Genomic DNA, 12,316 nt, shown 5'->3' on the forward strand with positions numbered 1-12,316 from the left:
TGCCCTTTTGTTAGGAGGCCGTACGTATTACGGAGCGGTAGTTAGTAAGGAGATCTAACGAACCCCTTGTGGCGCGCGTCACAGCCTCCCTAGGTTCACCGCAGGCGCACCTGCGCCCTCGTCCACTCGGGAGGATCCATGAAGTTGAAGGGGAAGCTGACGCACCGGCCGGCCGCTGCGCCGCGCGGACTGAGGAGGGCGGCGGCCGCGGTCGTCGCCGTCGTCGCCACCGCCGCGCTCGTGCCGGTCGCCTTCGTCGGCGCCGGAGGTACGTCGGCGGCTGCCGCGACCGCATGCACGGCGCCGGCCTGGAGCAGCACCGCGATCTACACCAACGGCAGCCAGGTGACCCACCAGGGCCGTACCTACCGCGCGAAGTGGTGGACGCAGGGCGAGGTGCCCGGCACCACCGGCGAGTGGGGCGTCTGGGTCGACCTCGGCGCCTGCGACGGGGGCCCCACGACCCCGCCCACGACCACGCCTCCGACCACGCCGCCCCCGACCACCACGCCTCCGGACCCGAGCGGCAAGAAGGTCATCGGCTACTTCACCAACTGGGGCACCTATGCCCGCAACTTCCACGCCAAGGACCTCGACACCAGCGGCTCGGCGGCCAAGCTGACGCACATCCTCTACGCGTTCGGCAACGTCCAGAACGGCCGCTGCACGATCGGTGACTCCTACGCCGACCACGACAAGGCCTACACCGCGGCGCAGAGCGTCGACGGCGTCGCCGACACGTGGGACCAGGGCCTGCGCGGCAACTTCAACCAGCTGCGCAAGCTCAAGGCGAAGTACCCCCACCTGAAGATCCTGTGGTCGTTCGGCGGCTGGACCTGGTCCGGCGGCTTCGGCCAGGCCGCGCAGAACCCCACGGCGTTCGCCCAGTCGTGCCGCGCGCTGGTCGAGGACCCGCGCTGGGCCGACGTCTTCGACGGCATCGACATCGACTGGGAGTACCCCAACGCGTGCGGCCTGACCTGCGACTCGAGCGGCCCGCAGGCGTTCCCCCGCCTGATGCAGGCGCTGCGCGCCTCCTTCGGCAGCGACCTGGTGACCGCGGCCATCACCGCCGACGGCACGAGCGGCGGCAAGATCGAGAGGGGTGGGTACGGCGAGGCGGCGCAGTACGTCAACTGGTACATGCCCATGACCTACGACTACTTCGGCGCCTTCGCGGCCCAGGGGCCCACGGCCCCGCACTCGCCGCTCACGTCGTACCCCGGGATCCCCACGCAGGGCTTCGACTCCAGCACCGCGATCGCGAAGCTGCGCTCGCTCGGCATCCCGTCCTCCAAGCTGCTGCTCGGCATCGGCTTCTACGGCCGCGGCTGGGCCGGTGTGAGCCAGTCCGCCCCCGGAGGGTCGGCCTCCGGCCCGGCACCCGGCACCTACGAGCAGGGCATCGAGGACTACAAGGTGCTCAAGCAGCGCTGCCCGGCGACCGGGACGGTCGGCGGCACGGCGTACGCGAAGTGCGGTGACCAGTGGTGGAGCTACGACACCCCGCAGACGATCGGCACCAAGATGGCCTACGCCAAGCAGCAAGGCCTGGCCGGTGCGTTCTTCTGGGAGCTGTCCGGCGACACCTCGAACGGCGAGCTGATCACGGCCGTCAACAACGGCCTGAAGTAGTCGCACACCCCCACTGCCGCCCCTCGGGAGGGCGGCCCGGCAGGGGCCGGGAGCCACCGTCGGCTCCCGGCCCGTTGCCGCGCCTGAGCCCGCCTCGGCGCCACGGCGGAGGCACGACACGCGGACCAATGTCATCGGGGTCAATAAAGTCATGTATGTTTCTCGACATTGCTGACCGATCAAGAAAGTCGAGTACCCCTGATGCAGAACCGTTCACGTGCCGCGCTCGCGGCAGCCCTGGTCGGGGCGTTGGCCCTCTCCGCCTGCGCGCCTGGTGCCTCCGGGGGCACTGACGACGACGCGGCCAAGACGATCCACATCGTCGGCTTCGCCGTCCCTGAAGCAGCGAACAAGAACATCGCGGCCGAGTTCGCCAAGACCGACGAGGGCGAGGGCGTGGAGTTCCAGACGTCCTACGGCCCGTCGGGCGACCAGAGCCGCGCGGTCGCCGCCGGCCTCGAGGCCGACTACGTCCACTTCTCCGTGCCGACCGACGTCACCCGCCTGGTCGACGAGGGCCTCGTGGCCGACGACTGGGACGCCGGGGAGAACAAGGGCGTCGTGTCGCGCTCGGTCGTGGTCTTCGGCGTCCGCGACGGCAACCCCAAGAACATCAGGACCTGGGCCGACCTGGTGAAGCCCGGCGTCGAGATCGTCACGCCCAACCCGGCCTCGTCGGGTGCGGCCCGCTGGAACGCACTGGCCGCCTACGGCCAGGTCATCAGCGACGGCGGCACCGAGAAGGAGGCGACCGACTACGTCAACAAGTTCTTCGAGAACGTCGTCTCGCTGCCGGGCAGCGGCCGTGACGCCACCACGGCGTTCCTCGGCGGCACCGGCGACGTGCTGATGGCCTACGAGAACGAGGCGATCCTCGCCGCGCAGAACGACGAGGGCTTCGAGTACGTCCTCCCCGACACCACGCTGCTCATCGAGAACGCCGGCGCCGTCCTCGAGGACGCCTCCGAGCCGTCGCAGGCCTGGCTCGACTTCGTGCTCTCCGACGAGGGCCAGAAGCAGTTCGCCCTGACCGGCTTCCGCCCCATCCGCGACGACGTCGACTACGGCGGCACCGTCGAGGGCGCCGCCGACCCGAGCAACCCGTTCCCCGAGGTGAAGACGCTGCTGACCGTCGACAACGACTTCGGTGGCTGGGACGAGGTGTCGACGAAGTTCTTCGACGAGGAGAACGGCCTGATCTTCGAGGCCATCCTCGGCGCCGGTCTCTCCCTCGAGTGATCTGCCCGTCTCCTCATGACCTCCACTGAGATCGCTGCGGTCCGACCGGCGAGGACTCCTCGCCGGTCGGGTCCGCGTTCCACGCTCACGCGCTCGTCGGGGCTCGGGCTCGGCATCGCCATGATCTGGTTCAGCGCGCTGGTCCTGATCCCCCTCGCGGCCGTGGTCGTCACCGCGGTCGACGGCGGCTGGGACGTCTTCTGGTCGACCATCACCAACGGTCAGACGGCTGCCGCGATCCGGCTCACCGTCCTCACCGCCCTCGGCGTCACCCTCGTCAACGTCGTGATGGGCCCGCTCATCGCATGGGTCCTGGTCCGCGACCGCTTCTGGGGCAAGTCGGTGCTCGAGGTGATGATCGACATCCCCTTCGCGCTGCCGACGGTCGTCGCCGGCCTGGTGCTGCTCTCGCTCTACGGGCAGGACAGCCCGCTGGGCGTGGACGTCGCCAACACCCGCGTCGCGGTCTTCCTGGCGTTCCTGTTCGTCACGCTGCCCTTCATCGTCCGGATGGTGCAGCCGGTGCTCGAGGAGCTCGACCGCGACGTCGAGGAGGCGGCCGCCTCGCTCGGCGCCAGCCGGTTCACCACCTTCCGGCGCATCCTCCTGCCCAGCCTGGCGCCCGCCATCGCGGCGGGAGCCGCCCTCTCCTTCGCCCGCGGCGTCAGCGAGTACGGCTCGCTCGTGCTGCTCTCCGGCAACCTCCCCTTCAAGACCGAGGTCACCTCCGTGCGCATCCTCAGCAGCATCGAGAACGACAACGTCCCGGCGGCCGCGGCCGTCGCGACCGTGCTGCTGGCGATCTCGCTCGCAGTCATCCTGCTCCTCGACGTGATCCAGAGGCGGGTGGCGGCACGTGGCTGACACCTTGGTCCACGCAGAGGCCGAGGCGCCGCCCGTCGAGACGCGACGCCGCCCGGCCCGGGTCCGCAGGACCCCGACGACGTACGTCCTGCGCACCATCGCCGCCGCCTACCTGTTCTTCCTGGTGGCCTGGCCCGTGTCGCTGGTCGTGACGAACACCTTCGACGACGGCTTCTCCTCCATCCGGTCGCTGCTGGAGGACCCGGACATGGTGGTGGCGCTCCAGCTCAGTGCGTACGTCGCGGTGTGGTCGGTCGTCATCAACACCCTGTTCGGCGTGGGCATCTCGCTGCTGCTCGTGCGCTACGAGTTCCCGGGCAAGAGGGTGCTCAACGCGCTGCTCGACATCCCGCTGTCGGTCTCGCCGATCGTCGTCGGCCTCGCGCTCGTGCTCGTCTACGGCGGTCGCAACGGCTGGTTCGGCCCGACGCTGCTCGGCATGGGCTTCCAGGTCATCTTCTCGACGCCGGGCATCATCATGGCGACCACCTTCGTCGCGCTGCCGCTGATGATCCGCGAGGTCGTTCCGGTGCTCGAGGAGATCGGCACCGAGCAGGAGCAGGCAGCCGAGAGCCTGGGCGCCAACAGCGTCCAGCGCTTCTGGCGCATCACCCTCCCGTCGATCAAGTGGGGCATCGTCTACGGCGTCGTGCTGACCCTGGCGCGCTCCCTCGGTGAGTTCGGTGCCGTCAAGGTCGTCTCGGGCAACGTCCTCGGCCAGACCCGTACGGCGACGCTCGCCGTCGAGGAGAAGTACCTCAACTTCGACCAGCAGGGCGCCTACGCGACGGCCTTCCTGCTTGCGATGGTGTCCGTCGCCTGCATCGTCGTCGTCGCGATCATCCGTCCCAAGAACCATTCCTGAAAGGCTCCACCGCATGAGCATCGAAGTGTCCGGCCTGAACAAGACGTTCGGCGACTTCGTGGCGCTGGACGACGTCAACGTCTCCATCCCGACCGGCCAGCTGACCGCCCTCCTCGGACCGAGCGGCGGCGGCAAGTCCACGCTGCTGCGCATCATCGCCGGCCTCGAGACGGCCGACAGCGGCTCGGTCACCATCGAGGGCGTCGAGGCGACCCACCTGCCCGCCCAGAAGCGCAACGTCGGCTTCGTCTTCCAGCACTACGCGGTCTTCAAGCACATGACCGTCGCCAAGAACGTCGCCTTCGGCCTCGAGATCCGCAAGCGGCCCAAGGACGAGGTCGCGCGCCGGGTGCAGGAGCTGCTCGAGCTCGTGCACCTCTCGCAGTTCGCCCACCGGCTCCCCGCCCAGCTCTCCGGCGGCCAGCGGCAGCGCATGGCGCTGGCCCGGGCCCTCGCGGTCGAGCCGAGCGTGCTGCTGCTCGACGAGCCCTTCGGCGCCCTCGACGCCAAGGTCCGCAAGGAGCTGCGCGACTGGCTCCGACGGCTGCACGACGACGTCCACGTCACCACCGTGTTCGTGACCCACGACCAGGAGGAGGCCATGGAGGTCGCCGACGAGATCGTGGTGATCAACGAGGGACGCGTCGAGCAGGTCGGCACGCCCGACGAGCTCTACGAGACCCCGGCCAACGACTTCGTGATGTCGTTCCTCGGCGACGTCACCCACCTCGGCGGGGTCGCCCTGCGCCCCCACGACGTGGACGTCTCGACGACGCCGGTCCTGGCCGGGGCCACCGAGGGCACCATCTCGCGCCTGCTCAAGGTCGGCTTCGAGGTGCGGCTCAACGTGCTGACCGTCACCGGGGACGACGTCCACGTGGTGCTCTCGCGCGCGGAGGCCCGCAGCCTGGCCCTCCGCGAAGGGGACACCGTGTGGGTCACCGCGGCGCCCGGCGCGGCCGTCGTACCGTCCATGGCGGTGGCCGGCTGAACGCCACCTCACCCCCAGGTCGCTGCCGAGAGTTGCGCCGACCGACTAGCGTTCACCTGTGATCACGGCAACCGAGGAGACGCAGGCCTCCACCGAACGGCTCTGGGCCGCGGTGGAGACCTTCGACGGCGAGGTCGCCGACGACACCCTGGCCCGCCTCCTCTGGGAGCGCGACCTCAGCGGGGCCGTCATGCAGGTCGTCCTGCCGTTCCTCGCCGAGCTCGGCGACCGGTGGGAGGAGGGGCGGCTGTCGGTCGCCCACGAGCACTTCGTGAGCAACCTCCTGCGCCGCTGGCTGTGGGCCTACACGGGCCGCCCGCGCGACGCGGAGACCACCGGGGGACCGGTCGTCCTGCTGGCCTGCCCGCCGGGGGAGCGGCACGACCTCGTGCTGCTCTGCTTCTCCCTGCTGCTCGGGGAGAACGGCGCCCGCACCCGCTTCCTGGGCGCCGACACCCCGATGCCTGCGATCGTCGCCGCCGCCCGCGCGTCCGGCGCCGACGCCGTGGTGCTCGCCGCCACGCGCGCCACCGCGCTGACCGCCGAGGGGGCGGCGATCAGCCGGCTCGCCGTCGAGCACCCGGTCTTCGTGGCCGGCCGCGGCGCGACCCAGGGCGTGGCCGAGCAGCTGCACGCCCACCACCTGCCCCACGACCCGGTCGCCGCCGTGCACTTCCTGCGCACGGTGCTGGCGACCTGACCGTGCCTAGCGGTAGTTGGTGAACTGCACCGCGAAGTCGTAGTCCTGGGCCTTCACCAGCTGCTGGACGGCCTGGAGGTCGTCGCGCTTCTTCGACGACACGCGCAGCTCCTCGCCCTGCACCTGCGCCTTGACGCCCTTGGGGCCCTCGTCGCGGATCAGCTTGGAGATCTTCTTGGCGTCCTCGGAGGTGATGCCCTCCTTGAGCGTGATGTCGATCTTCGAGACCTGGCCGGACTGGCGCGGCTCGGACGCGTCGAGGATCTTCAGGCTCTGGTTGCGCTTGATCAGCTTGTCCTGGAAGACGCTCAGGACGGCGCTCGCCCGGTCGTCGGCTGAGGCGGTGATCTCGATCGCCTTCTCGCCCTTCCACTCGATGCTGGCGCCGGTGCCCTTGAAGTCGAAGCGGGTGGCGATCTCGCGGGCCGCCTGGCTCAGCGCGTTGTCGACCTCCTGGCGGTCCAGCTTGCTCACGATGTCGAAGCTCGAGTCAGCCATTCTGTGCCTCCTTGTGGGGCCCTGGTCGGGGCCGTGCGGGGTCCCGGCCGGGTGCCCCGGCGATTCGTGGTGAAGTCCGTGCCTTGCTATTGTTCCGCACGCCCCGGCAGGTTGCCCGAGCGGCCAAAGGGAGCTGACTGTAAATCAGCCGGCATTGCCTACAGAGGTTCGAATCCTCTACCTGCCACTGGACGTGTCCAGTCGCCAGACCCCCGCGCAGACGTGCGGGGGTCTCGTGCGTCCGGGGCAGTCGCTGGTTGACTGCCGGGGTGAGCGAACCGAGCACCCCGGGGCCGAGCGACGAGTGGCTGGACGCGGAGTGCCGCCGGCTGCTCCGGTTCGGGCGGCACCTCGTCCACCCGGCCGGCGGCGCGGCCTGGCTGGACGACGACGGCGAGCCGGACCTGTCCCGGCCGGTCCACACGTGGACCACCAGCCGCACCGTGCACGTCTTCGGCCTCGGCGTCCTCCTCGGGGTCGAGGGCTGCGAGCCGGTCGCGGTCTCCGCGCTCGACGGCCTGCGGACGACGCTCCGCGACGGCGAGCACGGCGGCTGGTTCCACGCGGCGGGTGCCGACGGCGTACCGGTCGAGGGGACGGCGAAGTCCTGCTACGACCACGCCTTCGTCGTGCTGGCCGGCTCGACCGCGGTGGTCGCCGGGCTGCCGGGTGCGGAGGCTCTGCTCGACGCGGCGACCGAGGTGTTCGAGCGCCACTTCTGGGACGACGCGACCGGCCGGGTGTACGACGAGTGGGACCGCACGTGGACCGAGCCCGCGCCCTACCGCGGGCTCAACGCCACCATGCACTCGCTCGAGGCGCTGCTGGCGGTGGGCGACGTGACCGGCGACCGGCGCTGGCACGACCGTGCGTCCCAGCTCGCCACCTTCGCCGTCGAGCTCGCCGCAGCACACGACGGCCGCCTGCCCGAGCACTTCGGCCCGGACTGGTCGGTCGACCTCGACCTCAACCGTGACCGCCCCGACGACCCGTTCAAGCCCTACGGCGCCACGCCGGGGCACGGGCTGGAGTGGTCGCGCCTGCTGCTGCACGTCGAGGCGACGCTCGGCGACGCGGCGCCGTCCGGGCTGCTCGACACGTCACGGGTGCTCTTCGACCGCGCCGTTGCGGACGGCTGGCACGCCGACGGGGCACCCGGCTTCGTCTACACGACCGACTGGACCGGTGCGCCGGTGGTGCGCGACCGCTACCACTGGGTCGTCGCCGAGGGCATCGCCGCCGCGGCCGCGCTGCACCGGCGTACGGGTGAGGCGCGCTACGGCGAGCGCCACGCGGAGTGGTGGGCCTACGTCGACGCGCACGTCCGCGACCTCGACCGGGGCTCGTGGCGCCACGAGCTGGACCCTGGGAACCAGCCCAAGGCCGCGGTGTGGCCGGGCAAGCCCGACCTCTACCACGCGGTGCAGGCCACGCTGCTGCCGCGGCTGCCACTGGCGCCGAGTCTCGCGACCGCGGTGGCCGTGTCGGAGCGCGGCCGGGCAGGAGGATGATGGACGCCGTGACGGTCCCAGCCCCCCGCGTCCTGGTCGTCGGCGAGGCCCTCGTCGACGTCGTCCCCGACGCGACCGGGCAACCGCGCGACCTGCCCGGCGGCAGCCCCGCGAACGTGGCGATCACCCTCGGCCGGCTCGAGCGCGACGTGCGGCTGGTGACGCTCCTCGGCGACGACCAGCGCGGCGCGATGGTGCGGCAGTGGCTCGAGGCCAGCAACGTCCGGGTGCTCGCCCAGGCCACGGGCAGCGGGCGGACGTCCAGCGCCGAGGTCACCCTCGACGACTCCGGCGCCGCGAGCTACGTCTTCGACCTCGACTGGGAGCTGCGCGAGGTGCCCCACGAGGAGTGCGACGTCCTGCACGTGGGCTCGATCGCGACGGTGCTCCCGCCCGGGGCCGACGTCGTCCTCGAGGCGGTGCGCCGCCACCGCGACTCCGCCCTCGTGTCCCTCGACCCCAATGCCCGGCCGGCCATCACGCCGGACCGCGCCGGGCCGGCCGCCCGCGTCGAGGAGCTGGTCGCGCTGTCCCACGTGGTCAAGGTCAGCGACGAGGACCTGCACTGGCTGCACCCCGGCCACGACCCTGTCGCGACCGCCACCCGGTGGGCGAGCATGGGTCCGCGACTGGTGGTCGTCACGCGTGGCGGCGAGGGCGCCGTCGCCGTGCGGTCCGGCGGCAGCGTGCTGGAGGTCGCGGGCGTGCCGGTCGCGGTGGCCGACACGGTCGGCGCCGGCGACACCTTCAGCGCCGTCCTGATCGACGCCCTGGTCGGGCTGGGGGTCGGCGGACCGGACAGCGCCGGTGCACTGCAGGCGCTGTCCGACGACGAGGTGCACACCGCCGTACGCAGCGCTGCCGCGGGGGCCGCGGTCACCGTGTCCCGTCCGGGAGCCGACCCGCCCGACCGTGCCGAGCTCACCGCCGCGGTGGCCCGGCAGGCCGGAGCGGCCGCCGAGTGAGCGCCGAGCAGGTCCACGACATCGGCAGGCGCCGGGCGTGGGTGATCTGGCTGGTCGCGCTCGCGGTCTACGTCCTGGCGGTCTTCCACCGCAGCTCGCTGGGCGTCGCGGGGATCATCGCCGCCGACCGCTTCCACATCAACGCGACGAGCCTGGCCACCTTCACGGTCCTCCAGCTCGTCGTCTACGCCGGCATGCAGGTGCCGGTCGGCGTGCTGCTCGACCGCTACGGCTCGCGCGCCATGCTGCTGACCGGTCTCGTCCTGATGACCGCCGGCCAGCTCGCCTTCGCGTTCTCGGCGTCCTTCCCCGCGGCCGTCGCGGCACGGGCGGTGGTGGGCGCGGGCGACGCGATGGTCTTCGTCAGCGTCATCCGCCTGGTGACCGTCTGGTTCCTGGTCCGCCAGGCGCCGATGGTCACCCAGCTGACCGGGCTGTCCGGGCAGCTCGGCGCGATCGCCGCCGCCGGCCCGCTGTCGTACCTCCTGCACGAGCTCGGCTGGACCCGCACCTTCGCGCTCAGCTCCAGCGTCGGGGTGGTGCTCCTCGTCGCGGTCGTCGCGCTGGTGAAGGACTCGCCCTACCGACGCGACGACGTCGTCGCGATCAAGCTCGGCGCGCTCGCGCAGTCGGTGCGGACGGTGTGGGGCAACCCCGGCACGCGCCTGGGCATGTGGTCGCACTTCACCTCGCAGTTCTCCGCCACCGTCTTCGCGCTGCTGTGGGGCTACCCGTTCCTCGTCCGGGGCCTCGGCTGGAGCACGGCCTCCGCGAGCACGCTGCTGATGGCGATGACCGCGTGGACCGTGGTGAGCGGGCTGGGGCTGGCGCGGCTCGTCGCCCGCCTGCCGTACTACCGCTCGTTCATCGTCATCGGCGTCGTCGTCGCGATGGTGGTGCCGTGGACGGCCGTGCTGCTGTGGCCCGGGCCGGCGCCGGTGTGGCTGGTCGTCGTGATGACGTTCGCCACCGCCAGCGGCGGACCGGCGGCGATGGTGGCCTTCGACCTCGCCCGCTCGTTCACGCCCCCGCACGAGGCCGGCCGTGCCAACGGCCTCGTCAACGTCGGCGGCTTCACGGCCTCGCTGCTGACCATGGGGCTGATCGGTGTCGTGCTCGACCTCGTCGAGCCGGGAGGCATGGCCGCGTACACGCTCGGCGACTTCAAGCTCGCGCTGGCCGTGCAGTACGTCTTCTGGGTCTTCGGCGTCGTGCAGATCCTCCGCTACCGGCGCCGCGGGCTCGCCCACCTCGACCGGGTCCACCCCGGCTCGATCGAGCAGATGAAGGCCGGCCGGCCCTTCGTCCACCCGGGCATCGGCACCGAGGGAGTCTGATCCGGCCCGGCGCTCAGCCGATCTCGCCGTCCCCGTCGGGGTCGAGGTCACCGGTGGGGTCCTCGGCGGTGGGGTCCTCGAGGAGCTCGCCGCCGACGGGATGGCCCTGCCACGAGACCATCCGCCAGCCGGAGTCGAAGTCGCCCTCGAGCACGACCAGGGCGGTGTTGTGCAGCGGCTGCGTCGGCGGCGGGGCGTCCGGGTGCGGCTCCATCCGCGTCGAGATCCAGGTCCGGAGGGCGGCGCCGTGGCTGACGACCAGTGCCGCGTCGTGACCGGCGGCGAGGATCTCGCGCACGGCACGGTCGTAGCGCGCGAGGAACTCCTCGCCGGTCTCGCCCCCGGGCATCCGGTGGGTCAGGTCGCCCTCGAGCCACGTCGCGACGCTGCCGATGTAGCCGGCGACCGCGTCGTGGTCGCTGCGCATCTCGAAGTCGCCGGCCTGGATCTCCTCCAGGCCGTCGAGCTGCACCGGGGAGAGGTCGCGGTCGTCCGCGGCCGGACGGGCGGTCTGGTGGGTGCGCACCCGGCTCGAGACGTAGATCGCGTCGATCCGCTCGTCGGCCAGGGCGCGCGCGGCGGCCGCCGCCTGGGCTCGGCCGAGGTCAGTGAGGTCCAGGCCGGGGTGCGCGGTGTCGAGCTCGCCGGAGACGTTGGCGTGCGTCTGGCCGTGGCGCATCAGCAGGAGTCGCATGGGGTGGGTCCTCGTCGTGGCGCTAGTTGTTGAACTGCGAGGTCTTCGACGAGGCCAGCTCGAACGCCTGCTCCAGCGGCACGCTCTCGAGGGCCTCGGCGATGTCGGAGCCGACGTGGCTGACCTCGGTGCCGCGCTCGAGCGGGACCAGCGTGTGCACCAGCCGGTCGTCGTACGTGTGGACCATGGTGAACGCCTGCCCGGCGTCGACGCCCGAGACGAACCGGTCCACCGGCGCCGGGTCGCTGGTGTAGCAGCTCGCCGAGGCCACCGAGACGGGTACGCCGGCGAAGGTGGACCACGTCGAGAGGTGCAGGTGGCCGGCCAGGATGCCGCGCACGTCGGTGCCGGTGATCACGTCGGCCAGCGACTGCTGGTCGTGCAGCTCGATCAGCTCGGCCGCGCGCAGCATCGGCAGCGGCAGCGGCGGGTGGTGCATCGCCAGCAGCGTGCCGTGCTCGGCCGGGGTGGCGAGCACGTCGGCGAGCCAGGCCAGCTGCTCGGGCTCGAGCGTGCCGTGGTGGTAGCCCGGCACGCTCGTGTCGAGGGCGACGATGCGCAGGCCGTCGACCTCGTGCACCCGGTCCTGGAAGCTGTCGTCGTCGGAGTCGAAGAGGCCACGGGCGAACGGGCTGCGCTCGTCGTGGTTGCCCATCGTCCACACCACGATCGCGCCCATCGCGGCCGCGGCCGGCTCGACGATGGAGCGGAGCGTCGCGTAGGCCTCGGGCTCGCCCTGGTCGGCGAGGTCGCCGGTGAACACGAGTGCCTGCGGGGCCGGACGCACCGCGGCGAGGCGCTCGAGCGCGGCGCGCAGGTGGGCCACGTTGTCGATGACGCCGTAGTGCAGCCGGCCGCCGCCGATGAGGTGGGGGTCGGAGAGGTGGGCGATGGCGTGCCGCGGGGCGGCGTACTGGCCGAGCTGTCTCACGCCGCACAGCCTAGGGGTGGGGTGCGCGGGGAAGCAGGGGTTGGCCGGCCGTTCACCCGGGCGTCGGAGCACGGTCGGGAGACGGT

12 protein-coding genes and 1 tRNA gene are annotated in these 12,316 nt (G+C 71.7%); 10 read left to right on the forward strand and 3 right to left on the reverse strand.

The genetic code is table 11. The features are described 5' to 3' along the window. Positions 1-138 precede the first annotated feature (138 nt). From Q9S36_RS25875 to Q9S36_RS25900, 6 genes are all read left to right on the forward strand, one after another. Complete coding sequence (locus Q9S36_RS25875; RefSeq protein ID WP_311287709.1) at positions 139-1,635, forward strand: glycosyl hydrolase family 18 protein; 1,497 nt, start codon at positions 139-141, stop codon at positions 1,633-1,635. A 201-nt stretch (positions 1,636-1,836) separates the two neighbouring features. Next, a complete protein-coding gene (locus Q9S36_RS25880) occupies positions 1,837-2,874 on the forward strand; it encodes a sulfate ABC transporter substrate-binding protein (RefSeq protein ID WP_311287710.1) in 1,038 nt (345 codons plus the stop codon). A gap of 15 nt (positions 2,875-2,889) precedes the next feature. Beyond that, positions 2,890-3,738: a sulfate ABC transporter permease subunit CysT gene (cysT, locus tag Q9S36_RS25885; RefSeq protein ID WP_311287711.1), complete on the forward strand. Its 849-nt coding sequence runs from the start codon at positions 2,890-2,892 to the stop codon at positions 3,736-3,738. Next, complete coding sequence (locus Q9S36_RS25890) at positions 3,731-4,603, forward strand: sulfate ABC transporter permease subunit (protein ID WP_311287712.1); 873 nt, start codon at positions 3,731-3,733, stop codon at positions 4,601-4,603. Before cysT ends, Q9S36_RS25890 begins: the two co-directional genes overlap by 8 nt. A 13-nt stretch (positions 4,604-4,616) precedes the next feature. After that, positions 4,617-5,594, forward strand: coding sequence for a TOBE-like domain-containing protein (locus Q9S36_RS25895; protein ID WP_311287713.1), 978 nt, complete (start codon positions 4,617-4,619; stop codon positions 5,592-5,594). A 58-nt stretch (positions 5,595-5,652) separates the two neighbouring features. Beyond that, positions 5,653-6,294 (forward strand): B12-binding domain-containing protein, encoded by a 642-nt coding sequence (locus Q9S36_RS25900; RefSeq protein ID WP_311287714.1) that lies wholly within the window; start codon positions 5,653-5,655, stop codon positions 6,292-6,294. Positions 6,295-6,300: 6 nt separating this feature from the next. On the opposite strand, the gene Q9S36_RS25905 is transcribed toward Q9S36_RS25900, so the two are convergent. After that, complete coding sequence (locus tag Q9S36_RS25905; RefSeq protein ID WP_311287715.1) at positions 6,301-6,792, reverse strand: YajQ family cyclic di-GMP-binding protein; 492 nt, start codon at positions 6,790-6,792, stop codon at positions 6,301-6,303. Between the two features lie 105 nt (positions 6,793-6,897). On the opposite strand from Q9S36_RS25905, the gene Q9S36_RS25910 reads away from it, so the two are divergent. The 4 genes from Q9S36_RS25910 (at position 6,898) to Q9S36_RS25925 (ending at position 10,605) form a co-directional block, all read left to right on the forward strand. Next, positions 6,898-6,979, forward strand: a tRNA-Tyr gene (locus Q9S36_RS25910). Positions 6,980-7,061: 82 nt separating this feature from the next. Next, on the forward strand, positions 7,062-8,303 hold the full coding sequence (locus Q9S36_RS25915) for an AGE family epimerase/isomerase (protein WP_311287716.1): 1,242 nt from the start codon (positions 7,062-7,064) through the stop codon (positions 8,301-8,303). Between the two features lie 8 nt (positions 8,304-8,311). Next, on the forward strand, positions 8,312-9,268 hold the full coding sequence (locus tag Q9S36_RS25920) for a carbohydrate kinase (RefSeq protein ID WP_311287717.1): 957 nt from the start codon (positions 8,312-8,314) through the stop codon (positions 9,266-9,268). Beyond that, on the forward strand, positions 9,265-10,605 hold the full coding sequence (locus tag Q9S36_RS25925) for an MFS transporter (RefSeq protein WP_311287718.1): 1,341 nt from the start codon (positions 9,265-9,267) through the stop codon (positions 10,603-10,605). Before Q9S36_RS25920 ends, Q9S36_RS25925 begins: the two co-directional genes overlap by 4 nt. A gap of 13 nt (positions 10,606-10,618) precedes the next feature. Here Q9S36_RS25925 and Q9S36_RS25930 read toward each other — a convergent pair whose 3' ends face one another. Further along, positions 10,619-11,299 (reverse strand): histidine phosphatase family protein, encoded by a 681-nt coding sequence (locus Q9S36_RS25930; protein WP_311287719.1) that lies wholly within the window; start codon positions 11,297-11,299, stop codon positions 10,619-10,621. Positions 11,300-11,321: 22 nt separating this feature from the next. Further along, on the reverse strand, positions 11,322-12,230 hold the full coding sequence (locus Q9S36_RS25935; RefSeq protein ID WP_311287720.1) for a metallophosphoesterase: 909 nt from the start codon (positions 12,228-12,230) through the stop codon (positions 11,322-11,324). Positions 12,231-12,316 lie beyond the last annotated feature (86 nt).

The sequence above is a fragment of the Microbacterium sp. ARD31 genome, assembly GCF_031844425.1.